The sequence below is a fragment of the Gimesia chilikensis genome, from assembly GCF_008329715.1.
GTDB classification, from domain to species: Bacteria; Planctomycetota; Planctomycetia; order Planctomycetales; family Planctomycetaceae; genus Gimesia; species Gimesia chilikensis.
This window is the reverse complement of the sequence record NZ_VTSR01000004.1, coordinates 45,557-71,051: the sequence shown is the minus strand read 5'-3', so window position 1 is coordinate 71,051 and position 25,495 is coordinate 45,557. Positions and strand designations below refer to the sequence as shown.

The window sequence follows — 25,495 nt, the reverse complement described above, 5'->3', positions numbered from 1 at the left end:
TGTTACAAGGGTTCTACAGACTTGTCACCCCTGTTAAAAGTACGTATATTGTTTTCCCGTATACCAGTTTTTGACCTCTGCTATTAGCGGTTAAAATTCGTCCTTCTGACTGTTTTTCAGCGGCGAAACTGAAACTGTTAATGCTGGAACCATTAATGAGACTCCTCGTTTATTTAATTCTCTTCTGCGTACTGATCTTTGGATCTATGCCTTCGCAGGTTGCTGTCGGGGAAGGACAATCCTCACCCATCAATCAACCTGTGGGTAAAGAAAGTAAATCCAAGGACGAGTTAAAAAAATGGGAACTCACCTTTCAGCTCCTGAGAATATCGAGCGACTACTTTAATCAGACAGATTATGTTGATCGCTCTATTCATGATGTTGCTGTCATCCCCACGAGAATCGCTTACAGCCCTGACTGCTCCCGGGCCCCACCAGTTTCTGCAGTCTGATTGCGCAAATTCAGTTGCAAGGATTTGCCTACTGGCTTCTACAACTCTGTCTTAATGCTGCGTGCTCACGATAATTAAGCAGTCCTCATTCTAATCACTGTCTGGTTATGGAGCAGACCCTCTGCCTTCCTGAGACGGTTGGTGATCCCTCATATGGAAGTTATGCGCACACTCAACCGGGCGCAGCAGTAGCTTGTGATTCATCATGAATAAACCCACTGAAAACAAAACAGGCGATCAGCCTGAGTTATCGACAGACTCTCAAGAGCATGCTGAGCTGCTCCATGCCATAGAGCATGCCGCACATTATCTGCCAGCTCAAGGTCCGATTACGGTCTTCGTGCACCACAATACGCTGCATGCCTTTGAGAATCTTCCCTTTGAGAACGGTGTCTCGGCAGGCGGCAAGATTTTTGGCTGCCATCCATACCTGCCAGAAGAGCGCTATCGAAAAAAACTGGATAACCAGCGAATCCGCGTCCAGGACCTGCAGGCCGTCTTACACGACGAACTTGCTGAAAGGGCAGATCAACTGATTGGTACGTTTGGAACAAGGTACGCCCTTCGCCTGGCCATGCTAGAGTTCCCCCTCCATTCAGGCCCCGTAGCGGAATTACGCTGGTTCATTGCAGAAACCGATGCTTTACGTCGCTTTCGACAGGAAGTTTCGCCCGCCACCCGCGCCCAGACGATTGCCAAAACACAAAACTGGATCATGCGGGACTTCCGCGAAGGCAAGCATCCGACAGATCAAAAGTCAGAAATGATCATGAGCAGCCTTTGTGGTCAGTTCAATACGAAATCCATGGATTCATGGACTGCGCAGAAGTGGGAATCATTTGCCTTACACTTCCTGTGGGAAGTCTGCCACAACCGCGTCCAGTCTGCGAACATCAAACCGATGAGCACCACACAAAAAACGGTCAGACACCGAGATCTGTTAATGAGCGCAACCGGCGTCGATTCTGATCTGATCGTAAACGATGTTTTAATTCGTTTCTGTGCAGCATTTCTCGATCAGGGATTTGGCGCATGGACGCTACCCGAGCGTAAAACTGGATTTTATCATGCGTTCCTGAATTTATATTCCGGATCAAAACTGAGTCCCTCTGTGGCACTCTCAGGACTCAACAGCGAAATCAATCGGCTGCTGGTGTCTAACCTCAGCCCCCTGGAATCAATCAGCGAATCCCTCTCGCTGCTGGGAGTCCCTGACGAAGAACGCGATGATTATATTTCTCAAACTCTACTTGCGCTGCGGGGGTGGTCGGGAATTGTCTGGCAAATGGAATCCAATGCGGAATGGGCTCCCCACCCTGCTCCCAAAGGAACTCTGATCGAATTCCTGGCGGTCCGCCTGATCCTCGATCGGCTCGCTGTGACGGCTGTCATGCAGGAATCACTTCCTTTTGAGAGCTCCCTGGCAACGGTCCGCAATGAGATCCTGAAAAACACCCACCCCTGCCTGAAAGACCATCAATATCAACTGGCGTTTACTTTATTCCAGCTTTCTCAGGTGCGTGGCTGGAACCCGGAAGACCTGATGTATCTTTCGGATGAACAGTGGATACTGCTCATTCAGGAAATTGAACAATTTTCGAGCCTGGAACGTCGACGCATATTCCACCTGGCTTATGAACGAAAATACCGAAACGACATCCTCAACGCAGTTTCAGCACATACAAAACGCTACAGAGAATTAAAGGCTCAGGCTGAGCCCCAGCAACCGATGCAGCCCGCATATCAGGTCGTCTGTTGCATTGATGAACGTGAAGAATCATTCCGCCGACACCTGGAAGAAATCGCTCCCGAGTGCGAAACGTTTGGAATCGCCGGTTTCTTTGGTGTCGCGATGTACTATCGTGGTGCTGCCGACGCCCATTTCACTCCGCTATGCCCGGTTAATATTAAACCGATTCATTTTGTGCAGGAAGAGACGCTCTATTCACTCGAACGCATCAGTCGTCGCCGCGCTGTCACACGTCGTCGCCTCGGTCGCGCCACTCATCAGACGCATGTAGGGACTCGGACTTTCCTCGGTGGTTTGTTAACCGGCCTGGTTGGTTCTCTGGCAGCGTTTCCACTGGTTGCCCGCACGCTCTTTCCACGTACAACAGCCCAGATCCGCGGGATGTTTCAGAGCATCGTGGCTCCTCCCACAACTCAACTAAGGCTGGAGCGAATCAGTGCCGAGCCAGGGAATCAGGGTGATCAACTGGGGTATTCGATTACAGAAATGGCGCAAATCGTTGAAGGCGGATTACGGGCCATGGGGCTGGCACGATCTGAACAGTTTTCTCCCCTGGTCATTATTTGTGGCCACGGATCTTCCAGCATGAATAACCCGCACGAAGCCGCGCATGATTGTGGCGCATGCGGAGGAGGTCGCGGAGGCCCCAATGCACGTGCGTTCGCTCAAATGGCAAACGATCCCCGAGTGCGACGTATCCTGTCTGAACACAACCTGGTCATCCCCGATGAGACTAATTTTTTAGGCTGCTATCACAACACCTGTAACGACAACGTCACCTGGTATGACCTCGACCGTCTTCCAGTCTCCCACCGGAAACTGTTTGAAACGGCAGATAAGCACATCTCCGCGGCCCGCGCTCACAATGCCCATGAACGTTGCCGACGGTTTGAATCTGCCGATCTTGATCTCTCAGTTGATGAAGCACTGCGACATGTCGAAGGTCGTGCAGAGGACCTTTCACAGGTACGTCCCGAGTATGGCCACGCGACTAATTCGATCTGCTTTGTCGGTCGCAGAGAATGGAACCGTGGACTGTTTCTGGATCGTCGTGCATTTCTGACATCCTATAATCCCCTGCAGGATGATGAAGACAGCAAGATTCTGGAACGGTTGCTACAGGCGGTCATTCCCGTTTGTGCCGGGATCAATCTGGAATACTATTTTTCATACGTCGATTCAACAGGTTATGGCTGTGGCACAAAGCTGGCACATAATATCACATCTCTGTTAGGTGTGATGGACGGTTCCGCCAGCGACCTTCGACCTGGACTTCCCTGGCAGATGGTCGAGATTCATGAACCCGTAAGGTTACTCCTCGTCATCGAAACGACAAAAGAGGCCATGTCCCGGATTATCAATGACAATCCAGGAATTGCGAGACTGGTGAATGGTAACTGGGTACAGTTAGCCATCCTTGATGTAGAAACCTCCCAGATCCATGAATATCGAAATGGATTTTTCACACTATATCGGCCTGAGTCAGAGCAACTCCCGTGTACAGCCTCTTCCATAGACTGGTACCGTGGCAAGCGGGATCATCTTGGTTTTGCCTCCATTGAAAATCCTGCCATCTCCCCTTCGCTGAAACAGGTATCGGTTCCCTAATGAATTCTGAAATTGCATTCCATTTCCTCGGCGTATGTATTGTCGCAGGCCCTGCCCTGCTCCTGGCATTATTCGGTACAACATCGCTGATCAACAAACCATTGGGTGAGCGACTGATCGCCCAGGCGACCCAGACGGTCGTCGTCATGGGACTGTTCGCCGCGATCGCTGTCCTGGTTCTGATGCTTAGCCTGGGCAAACGATATGTTCCTGTCGAAATGGGTAACTGGGTCGTGCTCCCCGAGCAACATTTTCACTTCCATTTGAAGTTTATTTTCGATCGATTATCAATTCCCTTTTGTATTCTATCGTTTATCCTTTGTGGCACCGTTGGCGCATTCGCCAGTCGCTATCTGCATCGGGAACCCGGCTATAATCGTTTTTTCATCTGCTATGCCTTGTTTCTGCTGGGAATGATCGTTTCTTCGCTGGCAGGAACGATTGAGACACTCTTTTTCGGCTGGGAATTAGTCGGACTCTCTTCAGCACTGCTGGTGGCATTTTTTCACGAACGCCTCAACCCCGTTCGAAACGGGCTGCGGATCTGGTCGATCTACAGAATTGCTGACGCCGCATTTTTGGTGGCGGCAATCATGTTACACCATTTAACTGGCGCAGGTGACTTCGCCGAACTGATGGGAACAGGTTCTTGGCCCGATGGGCAGGCTTCGATTTCAGAGCAACACGCGTTGTTTATCGGACTACTGCTGTTATTCGCGGCAGCGGGAAAATCCGCCCTTGTACCATTTTCCGGATGGTTACCGCGCGCCATGGAAGGCCCCACGCCCTCGAGTGCTGTTTTTTACGGATCACTTTCCGTCCATCTGGGCGCCTATCTGCTGTTGCGTGTCAGTCCGATTCTCGAGCTATCCCCGCTACTCAGCCTGGCAGTCATCCTGCTGGGACTGGTCTCCGCGATCTATGGTACTCTCGTTGCCCGCGTGCAAACTGATATCAAAAGTGCACTCGCCTTTGCCTCACTGACTCAGGTGAGCATCATCGTCGTCGAAATCGGATGTGGCTTACGTTACATCGCGCTGATTCACATCATCGGGCACGCCTGTCTGAGAACATTACAGTTGCTGCGAGCGCCGTCATTATTTCACGATTACCATTCACTGGAAAATGCGATTGGGGCTCATCTGACACAAAAACCATCACTGTGGGTTCGAATTATGCCCGAACGGTATCGTGTATCACTGTATCGATTTGAACTGGAACGAGGCTATCTGGATATGCTTTGTAACCGATTCATCATCACCCCCTTTGTTGGCCTGTTTCGTTATTGTGACAGTTTAGAATCGCGCTGGACGAATCTGATTTCCGGAGAAGATCAAAGAGAATCTGAATCCGTCTCCCCAGTCTCTGATTCTCTGGAGGAAAATTAATGTTGCCCGAACTCCATCTCCCCTGGATGGAAATATCCGTCCTGATCACTCTGCTGGGATCAATCTGGCTCAAATTCACTCCAGATCGGGATCGTGCTTACAAGCGCTGCATCCGCATCTGCACACTGACCTGTCTGGTCACGATCTGCGGATGGATCGACTTTGTAAGTCTCAAAACGTTTGCTGCCTCTGAACCGTTCTCCCTGTTTTATCGACTGTTCCATAAAAACCTCTTTGTGGTCGATGACTTGAGTGCCCCTTTGCTGCCGCTGGCAGCGCTGCTTTACCTCCTGACGGTGCTTTCCACACTGAAGACCAAGGGACATAGTTTTTCTTTCAGTAACACTTTAATCTCCGAAGCGATCTTGCTGTCGACGCTCAGCAGTAAAGAACCGTGGATCATCATTCTCTTACTTTCCGTGGCAACAATCCCTCCCTTACTGGAATTCCGGTCCAATAAACGCTCAAGCCGTGTCTATGTTCTACACATGGGGCTGTTTGTCCTGCTTCTGGTCGCTGGAGGCTTACTTTCCAGCTTCAAGGATCAAAGCGGCACACTCTCACTGATCGCCGGAGCCCTGCTGACTACCGCCGCCTTGCTGCGGAACGGCATCATTCCACTTCACTGCTGGATGACAGATCTATTCGATAAAATCACATTCGGAACCGCCTTACTGTTCGTCACTCCCATGACGGGCGCTTACGCCATTTTACGTCTGGTCTTCCCCATTGCCCCTGACTGGGCATTGCAGGGCATCGCGATTGTTTCCCTGATTACAGCCGTCTATGCAGCCGGCATGGCGCTGGTGCAACAGGAAGCCCGTCGTTTTTTCTGCTATCTGTTCCTGAGCCATTCTTCCCTGGTGCTCGTTGGTTTAGAAATGGCGACTCCCCTGGGACTGACAGGTGGATTATGTGTCTGGATTTCTGTTGGAATTTCACTGGCCGGATTTGCATTAACTCTGCGTTCTGTCGAAGCCAGAACCGGTCGAATTTCTCTGAAAACCTATCATGGACTTTACGAACACACTCCCACCCTGGCAGGGTTATTTCTGGTTACGGGCCTCGCGTCAATCGGCTTTCCCGGAACGCTGGGCTTTATCGGAACCGAACTTCTGATTGAAGGAGTAATTGAAATCTACCCACTGGTCGGGACTGCAGTTGTGATCGCGACAGCTTTAAATAGCATTGCGATTCTGCAGGTTTACTTTCGGGTCTTTACGGGAACACACCATTCGGCGTCCATATCGCTTCGGGCACGGGTTCCAGAACATGTCGCCATTCTGATCCTGGTCGCACTTGTCATCGGCGGCGGCCTGTACCCACAACCGGGTGTCATCTCCCGAAATCATGCAGCCATTCAATTAATTCAACAGCGTGATGAGGTCTTTCAAGAAAACAAAGTTTCCGTTGATTACAGTCTCAGCGAACATAAACATCATCTAAAGACGTCTCCCTGAATCAGCTGGCTGATCAGTACTGTCACAACGGAATAAGTAGGTTTAAAAGTCTGTTTAGCAAGCAATCTCTTTTTAAATTCAGTCCACGAAGCGTTATAATCCAGCAGTCAGGTAGTTACGTGTTTGAGACCTGAGTTTCCTTATTGCTCTCTTTTCAGATCGATAATAAATGACAGCCAGAATAGGAATTGTGACAGTATCCGATCGCGCCAGTCGAGGTGAGTATGAAGACCGGGGTGGCCCGGCGATCCACGAGTATCTGAAAGAAGTCCTGACCAGCGACTGGACGCCTGAGGCACGCGTTATTCCTGATGAACTCTCCACAATCACAGAGACTCTGATCGAGCTTTGTGATCAAGAGCAGTGCTGCCTGGTCGTAACGACTGGCGGAACCGGTCCTGCCAGACGGGACATCACGCCGGAAGCGACACTCGCAGTCGCGGAAAAAGAGATGCCCGGCTTTGGAGAACTGATGCGGAAGGTCTCACTCGAAAAAGTACCAACCGCCATTCTCTCCCGGCAGACCGCCGTGATCCGAGGTGGGACGTTGATCATCAATCTGCCTGGTCAGCCCAAGGCGATCCAGGAATGCCTGGATGCTGTCTTTCCGGCTGTCCCGTATTGTATCGACCTGCTGGAAGGTCCCTTTCTGGAGACCGATGAGGAGCGTCTGGTCGCTTTTCGCCCGAAGAAGAAATAGGCGCGATTCTGAGATCCGCGCAGCAAAACAGGAGTCGAGCATGAACCCGACTCCTGTTTATTTCTTTCCGAGATCCGGTCGTTTTAGACCATATCTGTAATTTCTTCTTCGATTGTTTCCAGTTGAATCGGCTTGATATCGAATTTGGGATTCTGTCCCAGGAATCGCGCCGGATTGTTGTGGAAGATTTCGATCGCATCCTGAACCGAGTAGCCGCGTGCCCGGTACTGCACGACACACTGCTGCAGGGTAAAGGGATCACTGGGTCCCCAGTCAGCTGAGGAGTTCACCAGGATTCGTTCGTGACCATACATTTCGAGCATGTCACAGGCCCGTTTGGGCGAGCACTTGGTAATAGGATAGAGAGTGAAGCCGACCCAGTAGCCCGCTTCCAGCGGTTCGCGGATTGTGTGTTCTTCGACATGGTCGATCCAGACCCGTTCCGGATTGACGTTCATGTGCGCCAGGACTTCCAGGGTCCGCTTGGTTCCGCGGACTTTGTCCTGCAGGTGAGGCGTATGAATCAGAATCAGCTGATCATATTTGATCGCCTGCTCGACCTGGGCTTCGAAGATCTCTTCTTCATTCTTGGTTGTCTTATGGAAACCGATTTCTCCCACGCCCAGCACGTTCGGCTTTTCGTAGAATTCCGGCATGTGCTTGAGCACTTCGTGACTCAATGTCGGGTTTTCAGCTTCCTTGGGATTCACGGCAACCCAGCAGTAATGCTTAATGCCATATTCAGCGGCACGGGTTGGTTCGAATTCACTGATCTGGCGGAAGTAATCCACAAAGGTTTCCGGATACAGACGGTCAAAGCCGGCCCAGAAAGCAGGCTCAGCAACGGCTACGACACCGGACATTGCCATCCGTTCATAGTCCTGGGCTGTTCGGGCGATCGCATGATAATGAGGTTGGATGATTTGCATATTCGTCTCGCTGAAAATTTAGATCATTAAATGGCGGGGAGGAAGAACGTTGGAGAATCAGTCCAGGTCGGAGAAAAGCAGCAGCAGACGCTCCGATCGATTTGGCAGGTGACTTTCTTCGCTCAAGATCTTGATTGCCTGATTCAGTTGGTCCAGACGGGAATCCTGAAAATTGTTGGCCGCTTCTTCATGATCGTGAGCGCGATCAACGCGATCCAGGGCCGCAGCCAGTTCCAGCAGGGCACAGCGGGCTTCGAGGTATTCCCGGTCCAAAACCTGTAAAGCTGTTTGCATCATTAAAACCTTTCGGGTTATCGTAACAGGTCGTGATCCATCATCTCAAAACAGTGATTTATCCACATTATATACCTTACATCGGTACTTCCTACTCCCTCAACTGAACTCAACCCGAAATCCAGCGAACCGGAAACAGAAATTCAGTATAAATGCAGCAGTCGTAGTAATTGGCCCAATCAAGTTCTGGTGGCCGATCCCGTCTGTTTTCGGGTTTACGAGTCCTGAGACCTCTGAGAAAGGCAGAATTCGTACAGTCTCAAAACATAGATATACCAATTACTTGGGATTCTTTTCTTCGGTGGAGACCGGCTGATTTGATTTCAGAAACTGTGCCAGTTGTGACAGCTGCTCCTGCATCACGGTGAGATAATCTCCCTTTGCCGGTTTTGTGGTCAGCGGGTTGAGGACGAATGAATTCAGGCCCTGCGCATCCAATTTCTCACGCAGGTCTTTACCCGGGGACCGTTCCCAGAGGACACCTGAAATCTGATGTTCCTTCTTAAGGGTTTGCATCTGTTCCCACTCGCCTTCAGTGGGCTCTGCCCCGAGTTTCCAGTGCAGGTGAAACATTTCCCAGCCGCACCTCCGGGCCAAGTATTGATAGACGGGACGCCGGGAAAACCAGTGCCGTCCCGAATAATCGGCTTTCATCTGATCGAGCTGCTGATTGAGTGGCGCGAGCGATTCCTTGAACTTGAGTAGTCGGGACTCAATCTGCTGCTTGTCAGCAGGGTTCAACTTTGTCAGTCGTTGAGCGATGGCTTCCGCCTGTCGGTACATCAGATTGGGATCGAGCCAGAAAAACGCGACAGTACCCGCATGGGAATGTGCTCCTCCAGTGCCATGACTGTGAACTTCAAAATCAGGAACTGTCACCAGCGCATCTTTGAGTGACAACGATGTCCTCAGAACCTTCGATCGTGGGAGAGAGAGCTTTTTCACCCAGTCAGCAAAATCAGCCCCATTCGTGATAATCAGTTCTGCCCGCTGGATCGTTTCTGCGACTTCATCGTCGGGAATCCAGGTTTCGGGGTCTGCGCCGGGGGGAACTGGATTCAGAACTTTGACTTCCGAACCAGCCAGTGAGTCCACGATGAATTCCAGCGGGTAATTGACGACCACAACGACAGGGGGTGCGTCAGCTGCTGTCTCCCCGGTTGGCGAACTCTCTTTTGACTCACAGGCAGACAACAATATCAGTGGGGACAGTACAAACCACAGGGCATATTTTCGCATCATCAGACTCAATCAATAATCCATATTCGCAGCAGCTGTTCGGCATACACTCGCACGACAGCTGTAATACATAACACCAGAACCAGACTGCTGACCAGAATCAAGAGCACTTCGGTCAGTTGCAGTTTCCAGATCACCGAACGACTGCAGCCCAGTTGAAACATCGTCTGTCGTTCGCGACGACGGAGACGCAAGGACAACGTAAACACCAGCACCAGCAGCAGCCCCACAGAGAACGAAACCAGGAACGTATTCACGTCAAACAGCTGCTTAACACGAAACACAACCTGTAACAGTTCATCTACAATTACTACAGGCCGAATCATCTGCACATCGGCATCCTTAGAGTCATACATGCCCAGCAGCAGGACCTCTGATTTGGCATCGTTGGGTACCACGATGATCGACGATACCGGGAAAGTACCAGTGTCCCCATGGAAGTGAAACGATGCCAGATTTTCATCGGTCACTTCATTGAATTGAGGTACCGCCGCATTAGCCACAGTCTGCTGGTCCTTTTGTCCGAGCACCAGATCTTTGCTGGTCTCTGCATTAATAGTCTGATGGCCGTGACCGATTCCGGAAATGATCCATTCCGTTTTCAAATCCACAAACACAGCTTCGTCATCTGGCGAATGGGCACGCTCGAGCACTCCCACCACCCGCATTTTCAACGGGTAATTCCCCGACAGATCGAACACATTCAACGGATCGGACATCAGGCTGTCGCCGGGTTTCAACTGCAAACGCTCAGCGATGCTGGCGCCCAATACACAGTCCCCGAGTCGTTTCAGGCTGGTTCCTTGAGCTAACTTCAGCTTTCGAAATTCGAAATAATCGAGCGAAGTTCCCACGACTGGTGCGTCTTGCGCAGTAAACCGGACTGCCAGCGGAATCGGCATGGCGTAACCCGATTCCTGAATGGTTTCCACGGCCTGCATATTAGTCGGTTCCAGATCTGCCCGACTGAAATACATGCTCTGTAGAGCCAGATCGAAGCGGCTGCCTTTCACACCCGCCACCAGAGGAGTGGCTATAGCGCGGGAGTGCAGATCCTGCTCGAACCAGCTGACAGCGAAGTGCAGCAGGACCGGCAGCAGCACCGCCAGCGTCACACATAGAATCAATGTGACTGTTTTGAGTTTGTTATACGCCAGATAGCGTAATGTGAGACGCAGAATCCCATTCATGCCGTTTTCACCATTTCATGAAAACGCTCAATGTCAATCGTCCGGTCGAACTCGTCCAGCAGGCGATCATCATGAGTCACCATAATCAGTATGGCGTTGGTCCGGGTGGCATGCTCCAGCAGCAGATCCCGGATCAGGCGTTTGTTGGCCGGATCCAGATTTCCGGTCGGCTCATCGGCCAGCAGGATCTGAGGTTGAGTCAACAGTGCCCGGCAGATCGCAACCCGCTGACGTTCTCCCTGGGAAATCTGATCAATGCGTGAATTGAGGTACTGCTCGATCTGCATCGAGGCAGCCAAATCACGTGCCCGTGCCTGCACGCTTTCATCCAGCTTCAGAGTCTGATTGATATAATAAGGCAGCAGGATATTTTCCCGGACATTGAGATAATCGATCAGCTCAAATTCCTGAAAGACAAAGCCGATTTGAGAAATGCGATAGGCTCGTCTCTGACTGTCATTAAGAGTACGCAAATCGACATCACCCGCGGTCAACTCACCATGATCTGGAATCAGAATCCCGGAGATCAGATTCAACAGGGTCGTTTTGCCGCAGCCGCTGGGACCAATGACGGCGACTTTTTCCGCATCCTGAATCTCCAGCTCAGGGATATTTAACCGAAAACTCGATTCCGGATAGCCAAACTTGAGCTGTCTGATCTGAATCATGAGGAACTCGAATCCGAGGATTTAGTAGTCTTGCCTTTGCGCGATTTTTTTCTGTCGGGTTCAGGTTCCGGCTTAACTTCTTCGATCTTGACTTCCCGCAAACCGGTTTCAAACGGCAGACGTTCCTGATCGAGCAGATTCATGCCCGTCAGTTTCCAGACTCCTTCCACCGGTTGCAGATAGAAAACGGCCTGATAGCGATTGGTGCGGGTATGGATGTGCCCCCAGTGCTCCACAGTGCCCGAGACCGTCCAGGTCGACTGAACCGCGAAGCTACGCTCATCAGCTGGCGGGGTTGAATCTGCTGTGGTACCTGCCTGGGGTTCGATGGTCTTCCATTGCACGTCGGTTACCCGCGCTACCGCGCCCCCCTGCTCCTGCATTTTCAGGCTCTGGTTAATCTGCCGATAAAGTGTCTCCAGAAAAGAACCATCGGCACTCTTGGCGAGTGCATCGTAGATATCGCTCTCGGTGTGATAGTCAAAAGAGCGATAAATATTTTTGTGCAGGGTTTTGAAAACCGTTTCTGCTTTTTCTGCCGACACATGCGGAACCGGTTCCAGGGGACTGGCAAAAGTCACACGGGAGACCGGCCAGCAGAGCAGACTCACCACCAGTAAAATGGCCAGCATGGTATAAGTCGATTTCCGCCTCTGACGTTGGCTGATCAAACTTAATGCCAGAAGAAGGCAGAGAAATAATCCCCCTGCAGTCAGCATCGAGACCGACCACTGTGTCCGCGGCTGCAGAGCGACTTCTACCGGATTGACCTCCAGGCTGACTTTGCGTCCCGGATTGGTCCACACAAATTCGCTGTTTCGTTCCAGCTTGGAAAAGATCGGCTTGTAAGCTTTGTCGAATGCGAAGCAGACAGATTCCACGCTCCACACACTGCGGTTGAACATATCCCAGGTCACCTTGACTTTGTCGGGAGTCCCCTTGGTACTGTATGTCAAGATGATGCCTACGCGGGCATTCGCAACGCTGACCCGCTTCTTCTCCACCGGTTTCGCGAAATCCTTGAAATCCAGTCCGTAAAAGTCGAGGCGGCTGATCACCGGCTTCACGACAATTCCATCAATCTCGATCGGATTCGCTTTGGCAAAAAATTCCTCGATCGTGTCGCGCGATGCTTCCTGTTCCGCGACAGACAGAAAATCTTCATCCTTGCGTTCCAGTGTGAAGAATGACTCCAACGTCGCCAGCGGAATCAGAATTTCGTGACGGATTTCAAAATCCTCGATGTAGAGAAACGAGTAAACGGTACCATAACTCGTAATCCCCAGCGTCTCTTCACGACGTTCTTTCAACCACTTCTGCCAGTCTTCCTCCGAGGCATCCGGAGCCAGCGGCGGGTGATCCCAGTTGAAGCGAATCGTCTGGGGCTCGCGGGGTTTCATTGAGACGGAATAGGGAGTCTCCGATCCTTCCTGCTTCAGATTAAACTGAACCATGGCAGGAAAGCCTGCATTTGAATCGACGAGTTGCTGGCTGAACGTCAAAAACTCTGGGGGCTCTTTGAGTGGATACTCCAGCTGGAAATCCAGCGTGAAGGCCATCAGGTCACTCATGGCCACCCCTTTAGAGGAGACCGAAGAATCGTCGACCGAGACGACTTTTCCCTTGAGCCGCTCACCGTTGATGTCCCGCACCAGCAGACGATCCAGCAGAAACTGTTTGTGCTTTTTGATCGCCTCTTTGATTTGTTTCTGGGAGACAATGTTCTCTTTATCCGGTTCCAGCTTTTGAAAGAAGTAGAGATCCTCGACATAAATCTGCATCGAGATCACCACTTTTTCCCGCGTGACATAGACGTTTTCCTGGCTGACCGAAATGGGATGCGCTTCGGCTTTCTCAGAAAACCAGAGCCCCGACAGCAGCGTCAGGCAGATCAGTCCGAGCAGTCGAGCAAACCGGAACGGTTTCCTGTCAGGGGCAGAGAGAAACGGGGAGTGAGCAACGCGCGTGAACATATTTGATTTCGCAGCAGGTCGTATCGGGCTATTTCTGACAGGTGAGACGTTAACAGGCAGGATCGTTACAATTCTATATTTTTGATCGTACCGAGACCCGGTATAGAATTGCAATCGTGGTCCGCTTATAAGACACTACGAGTAGAAGATTCACAATGATTGAGAAAAAGGGACTCCCATGGAAGAAAATCAGGAATCTGTTCAACCCGAACCCGAGACAGATCAAGGTGTTACAGAAGAGCTGCCTCCCCAAGAGAGTATCCGACTGCTCAAACGGACCGGACTCTGGTTCCTGGCATTTGTTCTGGCCGCTTCTGCGATGATTTACCAGCGTGCAACTGGCCCTACCTATCCCATGAAAGTTGAGGTGACGGGAGACATCGTCGCCAAATTGATCCGTACCCACGAATCGACCAGCGACGCAATGGTGGAACTGCCGGTCGAGCAGAATCAGGAACAGCCCCCCTCAGGCACACTGTATTATAAACGCTTTCGGACCGACGACGAATTCACGGCTGTTCCGATGCAGGCTGTCGAAAAAGACAAGCGTTATCAGCTGGAAGCCCCCCTGCCCAAACAGCCGGCTGCAGGTAAGCTCGAATACTACATCGAGGCCAATCTGGAAGGCCAGGAACGCCGGTTTCCCCCGACTCAGGATTCGAACGTCGTCATCCGCTTTAAAGATCCCGTCCCTGATGGGGTATTGATTCCGCATGTGACTCTGATGATTTTTTCGATTCTGCTTGGCATGCGTACCGGACTGGCAGCCCTGTTCGCCCCTTACAACATGCGACAACTGGCGTGGCTTACTCTGTGCGGTATGACCGTGGGTGGGATGATCCTGGGTCCTCTTGTACAAAAGTATGCCTTCGGTGAATACTGGACCGGGTTCCCCCTCGGCGGTGACTGGACCGACAATAAAATGCTGTTCATGTTTCTGGCCTGGGTCTTTGCCTGCTCAGTGATCGGGTTGAATCCCCAGAAGAAAACCACGGCTCTGCATCGCGTCGTCGTGTTTACCGCAGCGATTGTCATGACGGTCTGTTATCTCATCCCGCACAGTATGGGGGGCAGTGAACTCGATTACAGCCAGGTCGATAAAGGCGTCGATCCCAGCAAAGCGATTGAGACAGGTCGGAAATGAACGCAGCTCATCTTCATCTGATGACAGTCCATATTCCTGTTGTCGGTTGCTGGGGGCTGTTAATTCTGTTCCTGTTGTCAGCCCACTTTCGTGATGAACGACTGTTTAAAATCAGCTGCTGGCTGCTGCTCTCCGTGCTCCTGCTGGCGACCGTGGCTTACTTTTCAGGCCCCCCCGCATACGAGCTGCTGGGAGAACAGTATCAGTTGGATCAGGAAACCGTGGAATTTCACGCGGTCCTGGCTCGCTCCTGTCTGCTGGCGATGGTCGTACTTTCGATGGTCGTCGGCAATGCACTGATCCAGGGTTTTCAGGGAGAAACTGTCCCACACTGGCAACGCACGGTCATCATTGTCGGCACCCTGGCTCTCGCAGGCTTCTGGAGCGTGGCAGCTCACTGGGGCGGCAGAATTCGCCATCCGGAAATCAAGTTCGAGACAACCGCTCCGGTCGAAGCGGTCAAGCCAGTTCTGGAATCAGTGGATGAGTGAACCGAGACGCTATTTAACGATTTCCGTTCCGATCCCTCTATCAGAATAAATTTCCAGCAGAATCGAGTGGGGCAGTCGGGCATCTACTATGTGCACTTTGCCCACACCGCTGGCCAGGGCCTCCAGGGCGGCGTCGACCTTGGGAACCATTCCGGATTCGATCGTGCCATCTTTAATCAGAGCCCGGCAGCGTTCTGTTTCCAGATGGGATACCAGTGTCCCCGGATCGTGTCGATCCAGGAATATTCCTGGTACATCGCTGAGAAAGACCAGCTTTTCCGCTTTGAGAATCCGGGCCAGGGCTGCGGCAGCCGTGTCTGCATTCACATTCAGCTTCTGTCCGGAAGCATCCAGGGCGACCGAGGGAATCACCGGAATCGCATCGGACTGACAAACCTCAGCCAGCAGATCCTGATCGATATCATTGACGTAGCCCACATGTCCCAGGTCAATGGGACTGCCATCCTCGGCCTGTAGTGTCAGTTGCTCACCCAGCAGACAGTTACGGGTGCCAAAATGCAGGGGTTCCGCCTGGGCTCCCTGGGCGCGGATCTCCTGGGCCAGTGATTCACTGATCTGGTTCGCCAGGACGCTGGTCGCGATTTCCAGAGTTTTCTCATCCGTATAGCGCCGTCCGTTCACGAAATGAGGTTCGATGCCGGCTTCATTCATGGCCTGGCTGATCGCTTTTCCGCCACCATGTACCAGGATCGGATACATGCCCACCGTGCGCATGAAGATGACATCGGTCAAAAAACTTTTGACAGCGGCCTCTTCTTCGAGAGCACTGCCCCCCAGTTTGATGACCACGTAGCGTCCTCGAAATCTTCTAATCCAGCTTAACGCTTCAATCAGGACGGCTGCTTTACGAACGGCATCTTCCACTGTGAACCTTATTCCTTCCGAACTCATCAACACTTATTGATTTAACTGCGGGCATACCAGCTGATGGACTCTCAGCCTGCCCCGGTGGGCTTCATTTGAATCGATCCATTTTAGAAGACGGGGAGACAGTGTCAAACCACTGGCCCGGCCCACTGTAGCCAGAATCGGCCCTGGCAGCTGACCCTGTAATTTCGTTGTTTCCCGCTGAATTTTTTGAATTTGGCTCAACTTCAGTAGCAAATGACGCAAATCACAAATTCAGTGATTTTTCCCCCGGGCAATACGACATAATCGAACTTGAGCCGGGCCCTGAGAAGGCAACACAATCGGACTGATCAGTACGGCCCCGGCAGATAGCGGGAATGGTGCGACAGTCCGCTTCGGCAATTTTGCACCCACGCACACTCGAAGCATCTCATCTCCCACGAAGAACAGAATTGTTGTGTGGTCTTTCTTGTGAATTCCCCGATACTTAACACTACAACCCCCAATTGCAACACCTGAGAGAGTGCATAATACTTCTTCCCCAGAGACCCCCAGAAGATTGAGACGGAGAAACAACGTTGGCCCATTCACACTTGCCGATTCAACACCTGATGAAACAGATGGAAAACTTCAATTCGGAATCTATGAATCTGAATTGTCGCCCCTTATGGCTCAACAGCTTTGTCGACGAAGTTGCCGATATCTTTAACCCCTATGAAGAAGTCGGTCGCGTCGGTTTTGATTGTCAGTTCACCGAAGAATGCTGGGAAGTGGGCCTCTTCCTGGGCAGCACCGAAATTGTCGGTGGTGAACGGGACGGTCAATTTATCGCCGCCAGCTTTCAGTTCGACCTGCTGCAGCTGCTCGACCGGTTCGAATCTGTGAACCGATTCCATTTTAACTTCCTCGAACAGATTGAAGCCCAAAGCACATGCGATCCGGCTTCAGCCTATATCACCATCGAAGGACATCTGGCCGACCTGGAACTGGTCCGCCTGAATGTCTATGCGACTCCCCCGGAAGAAGCGGGACCGGGATTTCGCAAATCGCACGATGGGAAAATTGATACCGTCTGAGCTTCCCCGGCACAGAAATTGACTCAACCAATCGTAAGCAGCGTCAAATGTTTCGATTGCACCATTCAGCTGCGATCCTCCGGTATCGCAGCTGAATGTTTTTATGAAGCGTCAGTCGACAATGCTTCCGCCTGATGATCGTGGGCAAGCTTGCCATCACGCAGACGGAGAATATGATCTGATTCCCTGATGTAGCGTTCGTCATGAGTGACGATCACCACCGTCGTTTTATATTGCTCACTCATCTGCCTGAGGCAACTGAATATCTCCGCGCCGGTCTGGGTATCCAGTTCGCCCGTCGGTTCGTCTGCCAAAATCAACAATGGCCGCTTGAGCAAAGCCCGGGCAATCGCCACCCGCTGCTGTTCCCCGCCGGAAAGCTGATTCGGCCGATGTGTGATCCGCTGCTCCAATCCCACCTGCTTTAGTAACTCCCGCGCCCGCTCTTTCTGTTCGGCAGTCACTCCCTGAGGCAAATAGGGAGCCAGCACGTTTTCCAGGGCATTCAGGTTCTTCAGTAGATTGAAGTTTTGAAAGACAAAGCCTACCTTCTCCCGCCGGTACGTATCGCGTTCACTTTGAGAGAGGGCTGCCAGGGAACGGTTCTGGACGAAGACCTCGCCGCTGGTAGGTGAGTCGAGTGCCCCCATCAGATAGAGCAGAGAGCTCTTGCCACTCCCAGAGGGCCCGAGGATGAATGAAAATGTGTGACCGGGGAATCGACAGCTCACGCCGCGAAGTGCATGGACTTCGGTTTCACCACTCTGATGAACTTTCGTGACATCTCGCACTTCAATCATGATTTCTCTACTCACTCTCTGTTACAAGTCATTTCTTTGATGTCAGCTTAACCGCGTCGAATCGCATCGATGGGCGTCATCCTGGTGGTCCACCAGGCGGGATACAGGCCGCCCAGAATTCCCAGGCTGGTGCTGAAGAACACGCCAAACAGTAACAACCCCGGGCTGGCATAGAGGTGAACCTGGTCTGCGAACTTCCAGTTGACGATTGCAATCGCGATCAGCCCCAGGATTCCACCCAGAACACCGCCAACAACGCCCAGTAACGAGCTCTCTGCAGTAATCAGCAGCATTACATCCCGATTGGACCAGCCATTGGCCTTCAGAATTCCGAAATCAACAATCCGCTCCATCACGCTCATCAACATCGTATTGATGATGCTCAGCATGGCAATCAACACACCGATGCCTGTCAGCAGTCCCAGAAAGATATCCAAATCGGCGGTAAAAGTTTCCAGACGATCTCCCCAGTCCGCAGCCGCCCGGACTTCCAGGGCACTCGGAGATTCCTGCTCTGCATTCTTAATGTTGGCATCGGTCGATTTCGCAGACTGTTTTTTCACTGGAACCTCGGCCTCGTTCTGTTTCGGTTCAGCAGGAGGATTGCCCTTCAGTCCCTGATCGAGGCTCTGCATGAGATCCTTGAGTAGATTGGAAGACGAGCCATTGGCCAGTGCCAGTGAAGCGGGCTGCCAGGAAGCCAGTTCACGATCCCGGAACTGGTCTTTTATCGATTCAACGAGCGGATCGTTTTTTATCTCGCCGGTCTGCTCGATATAGAAACAACTGACACTGTCCGGATCAAAACGGGTGATTTCACGAACCACATTAATATCCAGAATAATGGCGACATCCAGCAGTATGGAGTCTGTTTCATAGAGCCCGATGATCTGGAGATTCTGACCATTCACCTCGATCGTATCTCCCACCTGTTTCTCATGCTGTTCGGCAATCTGGCGACTGATGACCGCGTTCAATTTTCCCTGATCGTTAAGATCGAGGAAGCGGCCTGCGTAAATAGAATCCCGGTAGATACCATGTTTGAGCCGGGTGCGGGTCGGGAGATCGGTTCCAAACAGGAAGCGGGGAGGACTCACCACCGGTTTCCCATCGATGATATTGACCCGCGACCAGATTTCCGGATTCACAATGGCCACCCCGGGGATCGTTTTGATTTCTTCCCCCCAGGCGCGGGGAACCCGTGAGAACAGGGGGATGGGGGCCCCGGGCTGCATGGCTACAATACCTGAAATCTTCCCAAATGTCTGGGCGACCGTCTTTTCCAGTCCCCCCGCGATGGAGAACAGGCCTACCATGCCTGCGATGGCAATGGTTAACCCCATCAAACAAAGAAACGATCTCAGTGAGCGGCTCAGCAGGTTTCGAAAGGCAAATTTCAGCATGCAGGCAGTATTCCAGTCTCAAACAACATCCCTGACTTCAGACAGTACAGGCATTCTATGCAGATCGTTTCCAGCAATGAATGAATTTCATTCGTATTCTTTAAATAAAAGGACTGATTATAAGGAGTTATAGACGAAGCAAACTTGAAAACCAGCTAAAATCAAACGTAGAATGCTGCCAGAACGGAATCAGTTGAAGTGTGTGACTTCGGCCCTGATTCTCACTAAGAGCATTCGTTTAGTGTCAGTGTTTTCAGATACTCACCAGAGGCCAGGACTCACCCCTGCTAATATCCTCTGGGAGCCAGTACGAATAAAAAAACCATGAGTAAACGCGATTATTACGAGATCCTGGGAGTTTCCCGCAGCGCTTCTGCAGATGAAATCAAGAAAGCGTACCGCAAACTGTCCCGTAAGTATCATCCCGATATGGCTCCGGACGATAAAACCGCTGATCAGAAATTCAAGGAAGTCCAGGAAGCCTACGAGGTCTTGCGCGACGAGAATAAACGCAAACAGTACGACCAGTTCGGCCACGCATTCCAGCATGCCGGCCAGGGTGGTGGTGGCGGAGGTTACTATCAGGCCGGAGGCGGAGGAGGTGGCCCCGTTGACTTCGAGGATCTGTTCGGCGGAGGAGGCATCGATCTGGGTGACCTGTTTGGCGGTGCGTTTCGTGGTGCCAAGCGTTCTCAGCCCCGTCCGCAGAAAGGGGAATCGAAACGTCTGCAGATTGAGATTCCTTTCCATCTGGCTGCAGTTGGCGGACAGCATGAAATCAGCGTACAGCGGGGAAGTTCTACCGAACGACTGACAATCAAAATCCCGGCGGGCGTCGATAATGGCTCCGTCATCAGACTCAGTGGTCAGGGAGGCCCCGGGGTTCACGGTGGTCCCACCGGCGATTTACTGATCACTCTTAAGGTCGGCAGTCACCCCTATTTCAAGCGGGACGGTAGTAATCTGCTGCTGGAAGTTCCCATCACTCTGACCGAAGCGGCCCTCGGAGCGAAAGTTGATGTTCCGACTCTTTCCGAAGGGGAAGTCACGGTGACAATTCCCGCCGGTACATCCAGTGGTAGCAAATTGCGACTACGAGGTAAGGGAATCACAAATCAGAAAACCAAACAACCGGGTGACCAGATCTGCTCGATCAAAATCGTGGCCCCCAAAGACCTGAGTGATCAGGAAAAAGAACTCTACGAACAACTGCAGCAACTGAAACACGATAATCCCCGTTCGAAAGTATGGTGATCCCGATGAACGTCATCCCGAGGAAAACCGGGCATCCAGCCACTCACTCACTGCTGATCATCTGCCTGACCGTCGCTTGCGTGCTGCTGACCTCAACAGCACTACCGGCCCAGACCCCGGAAGCGGGTTCGGCAACGGTCGAAGAAATGAAGCAGGCTGATGTCGATCTGCCCGCAGGTTCCACTTCAGAGGACGCGAACTCCGAGGAGGAGAAAAAAGACGAACGCCCCCGGGAACTGGGTGTCATGATTCTGGTGGTCTGGATTCTGGCAGGGGCAGGAATCGGAATTCTGATCTTCACATCCCTGTTCGGACACTCGGTGCGAACGATGATCAGAAGACCGTATCCGCCACAGTCGCACGCCAGACATCTGCCTCCGACGGAAGAATCGGAAAGCGAAACGGAAGACAAATCGGCGACAGTTGAAAAAGATCCGCCTCAATCCTGATATATCAGCCGCGTGTCGGCAGGCAGAAATTCTCTTGAAACAATACGGCCACCCTCCTACAAACCGGATTCGCAGTCAGCAGGACTTTGCTGCGATCTACGAAGCGCGCCAGCGGGCCGGAGATCAGAATCTGCTGTTGTTTGCGATTCGCAACTCACTGGGACACAGTCGGCTGGGGGTCAGTGTTTCTAAAAAAAACGGGAATGCGGTCCTGCGGGCCAGAAAGAAAAGACTGCTGCGGGAAGCATTTCGCCTGATCCGTCATCGGTTACCGACAAACCTGGATCTGATCGCGATCCCGCGTCCTGATGTAGATGGGGACCTGAAAGCGTATCAGCAGTCCTTCCAGCGTCTGACACGGAAACTGGACCAACGTCTGCCAGCAGTTGAAAGCCCATGAAAGCCACGCTAAACAGCATTGGCCGATTTCTCTATCAACTGCCGGCCATGATTCTTATTGGCCTGGTTCGCATCTACCAGATGACCCTCAGCCACCTGATAGGAAAACAGTGTCGCTTCCACCCGACCTGCAGCGCCTATTTCATTGAAGCTGTAAAAAAATACGGAGCCATGAAAGGCTCCGTAAAAGGTATATTGCGTATCTGCCGTTGTCATCCCTTTCATCCGGGGGGCTATGATCCCCCTTAAGGTCAGGATTCTAAAGTCAACGCGAGGTGCTCTGAACCTGCGTGAGATGAGCGACCGATCGGCTCTATTCGCTCCAGTTAATTTTCCGGACGGGAGCCGCTTCTTCCTGTGAGATCATGGAAGGTACGGTCAGTTCCCGGGGGTGATTCAGTTCCGGTTGAGTTTCCAGAGTGCGTGGTGCGGAGACCGGGGTCGCGGTCTTGAAATCAAACTTTTTGGCCTGCTGCATCCGCTGTTGAGAATACGGCCACATTTCGATCTGGTCATCCAGTGTTGAATAATCTTTCACGGGCAACTGCTCCAAAGTTGCAGAGACCCGCCAGGATTCATCCCATTTTGTCGCTTCTCCCGGCGGGGGCAGTTGCGGAAGCTGTTGCGATTTGAGTTCGGGCTGAGGCTGCAGTTTCTGAGGCGGTTCAGGCAGGGAATGAGCCGGCAGTTGTGGTGCGGGATACCCTGGAGTTGGCTCAAGATCGATCGACTCTGATTCCATCAGCACCTCTTGTGGGAAAGGCGCCGCTTCGATACAGGACATCCCTTCAGAAATGACTTCTGTCTCCGTCACTTCCACGTAGCTGCCGGAAACCTTGCGTACCCAGTCTGGCGTTTTGACGTGTGATTTCATTTTCGAGTAGAAATCTTTCACTTTGCCATTCATCTGCTTCACCTTGCGGGAAACAGAACTGGATACTGTGGAATAATGGGGTACCAGTCCGAGGTGTTTCTCGGCTGGCTCAACCGGTTCCGAATCGAACATCGATTTGAAGTATTCCTGATCCTCGACCTCTTCTTCCTGCGACGTTCTCAGGATATAAGAAACCCGTTCGTTGGCTGCCTTTTCCGGCTGGGGTGGAATCATACTGGGCGGTGCTGCCGGGGGGAACGAATCATCTACGGGAGCCGGAGCAGGTTCGCTCAGGTAACGACTTGGGCTCTGGTAGCGCGGCAGCGGTTCCTTTTCGGTGAACGTCTCAATGTCATAGTCAGCTCCGGAGCGGGCTGCCTGCTGATAGACCTTCTCTTTTGCGTACTGACAGCCATATAACCCCGTCATGGTGGACAGACAGAGTGCTAATGAAATCGATTTCGAATATGGCAGTGACATGTTGAGTTCCTCGTTGCATCCCGTGTGGCGGGCAATTTGAAAAAACCACAATAGGTGTTTGACAAACAATCAGAATGTGGTATGGCACACGCAATCAAAATCGGTTTAACTGGTCACGACCTGCCAGCGGAAAGTGCTGAAACGATTAGAATCGCTGCAACCGCCCGCCGTTTATTCTTGGAAAAACGATTTCTCATAAATGCAAGTGTCGTGATTGATAAATCTATTTTTTGAGCTCTAACGGTCGTATAACCTGTAACTGATCTGTACCTGCTAAGTCACACGGATCAAATCGGTTGTTCAGAATCAGACAGAAAAAACAGTTGGTCCGGTTGTAGCAGTTCTTCCCCTTTTTTCAGGGCTGCCGGTTTTATCCATCTGACGGGATCTGATGAATTTCTGATAAGAGAGCCAGCCGGTATCGGCATTGCCCGGGGATATTGATTACAATAGAGGATGTAATCGTTCTGATCATGAAATGGAGCCACGAGGAGTAAACCGATGATCGATCTAAAAAAAATTCTTGTTCCCACTGACTTCAGTGAATTCGGGCAGCACGCTCTGCTCTATGGATGTGAATTAGCCAAACGTTTTGGAGCCGAATTACACTTGCTGAACGTAGTACAGGATGCGGTTGCCATGTTTCCGGAACCCAATATGATGGGGACCTCCATGAATGACCTGGTGGCTGATATGCAGAGCCTGGCAGAAAAGCAGCTGGAAGAGATGCCGGGGCTTCCCGGATCAGAGGATCTCAATGTCGTCCGCAAGGTCTGTGTGGGACCAGCCTTTCTGGAGATCATCAGGTATGCCAAAGAGCAGGAAATCGATCTGATTGTGATCGGCACCCACGGGCGCACCGGCCTCAAGCATATGCTGCTGGGAAGCGTCGCAGAGAAAGTGGTCCGCAAAGCCCCCTGCCCGGTACTGACGGTTTCCCACCCGGAACACGAATTTGTGATGCCAACCTAGGAATTCTCCCCTGTTATCATCAAACAGAATGCATATAATTCGTAATATAGTAATCTGTTAACACGTATCAGTTCATGATGAATTTTGATTTTAATCACCACCGTAAATTGAGGATCTAATGCCAAAACTGACAGTAGAAAATGTAGGAGAATTCGATGTGGAACCAGGCAAGCGACTGGTTTTAGCCCTGACGGACGATGCCCAGATCGATCAATTACATGCCTGCGGTGGGGCGGGACGCTGTACGACATGTCGGGTTGAGTTCATCGAAGGTGAACCAGACAAAATGACGGTCGCTGAGAAAAACACCCTGGAAGCCCGCGAAGTGACCGGTTGCCGCCTGAGCTGTCAGATCCTCTGCGATCATGATATGACCGTCCGGGCCATCAGTCGTCTGGAAGGCAGCGGCCGTGCCGATGCCGGCAACCGCCCCAATGATGAGATTGAACCTCAACCTGTTGAATGGGTTGAAAAATAATTACCTGAAGAATCTGCAGACTCTCCTGAGTCAGAACGTCTCGCTGACGACTCAGGAGCCTGCAGCGTTTTTACCCGCTCAGATCGAGAGGGTACCTTTTCCTCTGAACAGAGGGAGTTTTCAATGCACAAAACTCTGATCGGAATCCTTTTCTCAGTCTGGTTGACACTGTGTGGAGCGGACTCCACCTTCGCCAAGAACCGCGATCCCAAGTACCAGAAGGCCGTTTCGAACGCACTGGAATACCTGGCTCGGGAACAACGTCGACAGGGCTACTGGGAAGCCAATGGGGGCCAGTACCGGGTCGCGATGACGGCACTCGCCGGTAATGCCCTGCTGGCCGAAGGCTCGACGACAACACGTGGGAAGTACGCCCGCAACATTCAGAATGCCGTCGATTACCTGCTGGAAATGAGCCAGCCGAACGGGCTGATCGGGTACAAGAACGATTACCATTACACCTATGGCCACGGCTATTCGATGGTCTTTCTTTCCCAGGTTTATGGTGAGGAAGAGGATGCCCTGCGTCGGGAAGAACTCAAAAAGGTCCTCATCAAAGCGGTGGAGTTTTGCGCCAGCGCTCAGACCACCCGTGGAGGCTGGGGCTATGTCTCCGCCAAAGATGGGAACGACTTCGATGAAGGTTCGACCTGCATCACCCAGGTTCAAGGCTTACGCGCCTGCCGTAACGCGGGCATACCGGTCGACAAAAAAATCATTGACCGGGCCAAAAAGTACATCTCTGATTGTACGACTCAGGAGGGTGGTGTGCAGTACAGCATCCGTGGGGGCGGTGCCCGTCCCGCGATCACCGCCGCTGCCTGTGCCGCTTTATTCAATGCCGGAGAATACGACTCCGATCACCTGAAAAACATGCTGGATTACTGTAAGAAAAATGTCTGGCCCGGCGGAAACGCGAACCGGTATTTTGGGCACTGGCATTACGCCCACTTTTACTATGCCCAGGTCATGTACCGTGGAGAAAACAAGGATTGGGACAAGTACATCAAGGATATTGGTCAGCAGATCCTGCGCAAGCAGTCGGCTTCCGGTGCCTGGATGGAAGGGCATGTAGGGCCCGTCTATACCACCGCCATCAATGCCACGATTCTTCAACTCGATAATGGTTACCTGCCCATTTATCAGAAGTAGTC

General features: G+C 51.9%; 25 protein-coding genes. 15 read left to right on the top strand and 10 right to left on the bottom strand.

The window, feature by feature from the left end; genetic code table 11:
* Nucleotides 1-657 precede the first annotated feature (657 nt).
* The 4 genes from FYZ48_RS03565 to mog all read left to right on the top strand — a co-directional run bounded on the left by FYZ48_RS03565 (nucleotide 658) and on the right by mog (nucleotide 7,358).
* The gene (locus FYZ48_RS03565; protein WP_149337605.1) at nucleotides 658-3,810 is read left to right on the top strand and encodes a DUF2309 domain-containing protein; all 3,153 of its coding nucleotides are present in this window, start codon (nucleotides 658-660) and stop codon (nucleotides 3,808-3,810) included.
* Nucleotides 3,810-5,198 (top strand): proton-conducting transporter transmembrane domain-containing protein, encoded by a 1,389-nt coding sequence (locus FYZ48_RS03560; RefSeq protein ID WP_149337603.1) that lies wholly within the window; start codon nucleotides 3,810-3,812, stop codon nucleotides 5,196-5,198. Before FYZ48_RS03565 ends, FYZ48_RS03560 begins: the two co-directional genes overlap by 1 nt.
* The gene (locus FYZ48_RS03555; RefSeq protein WP_149337601.1) at nucleotides 5,198-6,658 is read left to right on the top strand and encodes a proton-conducting transporter transmembrane domain-containing protein; all 1,461 of its coding nucleotides are present in this window, start codon (nucleotides 5,198-5,200) and stop codon (nucleotides 6,656-6,658) included. The genes FYZ48_RS03560 and FYZ48_RS03555 overlap by 1 nt, the downstream gene beginning before the upstream one ends.
* Nucleotides 6,659-6,827: 169 nt before the next feature.
* Complete coding sequence (gene mog / locus FYZ48_RS03550; RefSeq protein ID WP_149337592.1) at nucleotides 6,828-7,358, top strand: molybdopterin adenylyltransferase; 531 nt, start codon at nucleotides 6,828-6,830, stop codon at nucleotides 7,356-7,358.
* A gap of 83 nt (nucleotides 7,359-7,441) precedes the next feature.
* Here the strand turns inward: mog and FYZ48_RS03545 are convergent, their stop codons facing one another.
* The 6 genes from FYZ48_RS03545 to FYZ48_RS03520 form a co-directional block, all read right to left on the bottom strand.
* On the bottom strand, nucleotides 7,442-8,287 hold the full coding sequence (locus FYZ48_RS03545) for a TatD family hydrolase (protein ID WP_145187571.1): 846 nt from the start codon (nucleotides 8,285-8,287) through the stop codon (nucleotides 7,442-7,444).
* A gap of 57 nt (nucleotides 8,288-8,344) precedes the next feature.
* A complete protein-coding gene (locus FYZ48_RS03540; RefSeq protein ID WP_198422175.1) occupies nucleotides 8,345-8,581 on the bottom strand; it encodes a hypothetical protein in 237 nt (78 codons plus the stop codon).
* 279 nt (nucleotides 8,582-8,860) lie between these two features.
* A complete protein-coding gene (locus tag FYZ48_RS03535) occupies nucleotides 8,861-9,823 on the bottom strand; it encodes a metal ABC transporter substrate-binding protein (protein ID WP_149337590.1) in 963 nt (320 codons plus the stop codon).
* A 5-nt stretch (nucleotides 9,824-9,828) separates the two neighbouring features.
* Nucleotides 9,829-11,010, bottom strand: coding sequence for an ABC transporter permease (locus tag FYZ48_RS03530; RefSeq protein ID WP_149337588.1), 1,182 nt, complete (start codon nucleotides 11,008-11,010; stop codon nucleotides 9,829-9,831).
* Nucleotides 11,007-11,678 (bottom strand): ABC transporter ATP-binding protein, encoded by a 672-nt coding sequence (locus tag FYZ48_RS03525; RefSeq protein WP_149337586.1) that lies wholly within the window; start codon nucleotides 11,676-11,678, stop codon nucleotides 11,007-11,009. The genes FYZ48_RS03530 and FYZ48_RS03525 overlap by 4 nt, the downstream gene beginning before the upstream one ends.
* A complete protein-coding gene (locus FYZ48_RS03520; RefSeq protein ID WP_149337583.1) occupies nucleotides 11,675-13,651 on the bottom strand; it encodes a hypothetical protein in 1,977 nt (658 codons plus the stop codon). Before FYZ48_RS03520 ends, FYZ48_RS03525 begins: the two co-directional genes overlap by 4 nt.
* 178 nt (nucleotides 13,652-13,829) lie before the next feature.
* Here FYZ48_RS03520 and FYZ48_RS03515 point away from each other — a divergent pair, with 178 nt between their 5' ends.
* Together FYZ48_RS03515 and FYZ48_RS03510 are read left to right on the top strand one after the other, a co-directional pair.
* Nucleotides 13,830-14,795 carry a hypothetical protein gene (locus FYZ48_RS03515; RefSeq protein ID WP_149337581.1) on the top strand — a complete coding sequence of 322 codons (966 nt, stop codon included), beginning with the start codon at nucleotides 13,830-13,832 and terminating at the stop codon, nucleotides 14,793-14,795.
* Nucleotides 14,792-15,286 carry a hypothetical protein gene (locus FYZ48_RS03510; RefSeq protein WP_149337579.1) on the top strand — a complete coding sequence of 165 codons (495 nt, stop codon included), beginning with the start codon at nucleotides 14,792-14,794 and terminating at the stop codon, nucleotides 15,284-15,286. The genes FYZ48_RS03515 and FYZ48_RS03510 overlap by 4 nt, the downstream gene beginning before the upstream one ends.
* 9 nt (nucleotides 15,287-15,295) lie before the next feature.
* Here the strand turns inward: FYZ48_RS03510 and argB are convergent, their stop codons facing one another.
* On the bottom strand, nucleotides 15,296-16,171 hold the full coding sequence (gene argB, locus FYZ48_RS03505; protein WP_242022364.1) for an acetylglutamate kinase: 876 nt from the start codon (nucleotides 16,169-16,171) through the stop codon (nucleotides 15,296-15,298).
* Nucleotides 16,172-16,734: 563 nt separating this feature from the next.
* On the opposite strand from argB, the gene FYZ48_RS03500 reads away from it, so the two are divergent.
* Nucleotides 16,735-17,232 carry a hypothetical protein gene (locus FYZ48_RS03500; RefSeq protein ID WP_145187598.1) on the top strand — a complete coding sequence of 166 codons (498 nt, stop codon included), beginning with the start codon at nucleotides 16,735-16,737 and terminating at the stop codon, nucleotides 17,230-17,232.
* 101 nt (nucleotides 17,233-17,333) lie between these two features.
* Here FYZ48_RS03500 and FYZ48_RS03495 read toward each other — a convergent pair whose 3' ends face one another.
* On the bottom strand, nucleotides 17,334-18,032 hold the full coding sequence (locus tag FYZ48_RS03495) for an ABC transporter ATP-binding protein (RefSeq protein WP_149337575.1): 699 nt from the start codon (nucleotides 18,030-18,032) through the stop codon (nucleotides 17,334-17,336).
* Between the two features lie 47 nt (nucleotides 18,033-18,079).
* Complete coding sequence (locus tag FYZ48_RS03490; protein WP_149337573.1) at nucleotides 18,080-19,435, bottom strand: ABC transporter permease; 1,356 nt, start codon at nucleotides 19,433-19,435, stop codon at nucleotides 18,080-18,082.
* A gap of 324 nt (nucleotides 19,436-19,759) precedes the next feature.
* On the opposite strand from FYZ48_RS03490, the gene FYZ48_RS03485 reads away from it, so the two are divergent.
* The 4 genes from FYZ48_RS03485 to yidD are packed head-to-tail and all read left to right on the top strand — an operon-like array spanning nucleotide 19,760 to nucleotide 21,786.
* Nucleotides 19,760-20,689 carry a DnaJ C-terminal domain-containing protein gene (locus tag FYZ48_RS03485; RefSeq protein WP_145187607.1) on the top strand — a complete coding sequence of 310 codons (930 nt, stop codon included), beginning with the start codon at nucleotides 19,760-19,762 and terminating at the stop codon, nucleotides 20,687-20,689.
* Between the two features lie 5 nt (nucleotides 20,690-20,694).
* On the top strand, nucleotides 20,695-21,138 hold the full coding sequence (locus FYZ48_RS03480; protein WP_149337571.1) for a hypothetical protein: 444 nt from the start codon (nucleotides 20,695-20,697) through the stop codon (nucleotides 21,136-21,138).
* A gap of 34 nt (nucleotides 21,139-21,172) precedes the next feature.
* Nucleotides 21,173-21,538, top strand: a complete 366-nt coding sequence (rnpA, locus tag FYZ48_RS03475) for a ribonuclease P protein component (RefSeq protein ID WP_242022362.1) — start codon at nucleotides 21,173-21,175, stop codon at nucleotides 21,536-21,538.
* Complete coding sequence (gene yidD / locus FYZ48_RS03470) at nucleotides 21,535-21,786, top strand: membrane protein insertion efficiency factor YidD (RefSeq protein ID WP_149337569.1); 252 nt, start codon at nucleotides 21,535-21,537, stop codon at nucleotides 21,784-21,786. The genes rnpA and yidD overlap by 4 nt, the downstream gene beginning before the upstream one ends.
* A 64-nt stretch (nucleotides 21,787-21,850) precedes the next feature.
* On the opposite strand, the gene FYZ48_RS03465 is transcribed toward yidD, so the two are convergent.
* Nucleotides 21,851-22,891: a hypothetical protein gene (locus FYZ48_RS03465; RefSeq protein WP_149337566.1), complete on the bottom strand. Its 1,041-nt coding sequence runs from the start codon at nucleotides 22,889-22,891 to the stop codon at nucleotides 21,851-21,853.
* A gap of 81 nt (nucleotides 22,892-22,972) precedes the next feature.
* On the opposite strand from FYZ48_RS03465, the gene FYZ48_RS29150 reads away from it, so the two are divergent.
* The 4 genes from FYZ48_RS29150 to FYZ48_RS03450 all read left to right on the top strand — a co-directional run bounded on the left by FYZ48_RS29150 (nucleotide 22,973) and on the right by FYZ48_RS03450 (nucleotide 25,493).
* Nucleotides 22,973-23,125: a hypothetical protein gene (locus FYZ48_RS29150; protein WP_187781851.1), complete on the top strand. Its 153-nt coding sequence runs from the start codon at nucleotides 22,973-22,975 to the stop codon at nucleotides 23,123-23,125.
* A 267-nt stretch (nucleotides 23,126-23,392) separates the two neighbouring features.
* Nucleotides 23,393-23,863: a universal stress protein gene (locus FYZ48_RS03460; protein WP_145041983.1), complete on the top strand. Its 471-nt coding sequence runs from the start codon at nucleotides 23,393-23,395 to the stop codon at nucleotides 23,861-23,863.
* Between the two features lie 118 nt (nucleotides 23,864-23,981).
* Nucleotides 23,982-24,341: a 2Fe-2S iron-sulfur cluster-binding protein gene (locus FYZ48_RS03455; RefSeq protein ID WP_145187622.1), complete on the top strand. Its 360-nt coding sequence runs from the start codon at nucleotides 23,982-23,984 to the stop codon at nucleotides 24,339-24,341.
* A 123-nt stretch (nucleotides 24,342-24,464) separates the two neighbouring features.
* Nucleotides 24,465-25,493 carry a prenyltransferase/squalene oxidase repeat-containing protein gene (locus FYZ48_RS03450; protein WP_145041985.1) on the top strand — a complete coding sequence of 343 codons (1,029 nt, stop codon included), beginning with the start codon at nucleotides 24,465-24,467 and terminating at the stop codon, nucleotides 25,491-25,493.
* Nucleotides 25,494-25,495: the final 2 nt, after the last annotated feature.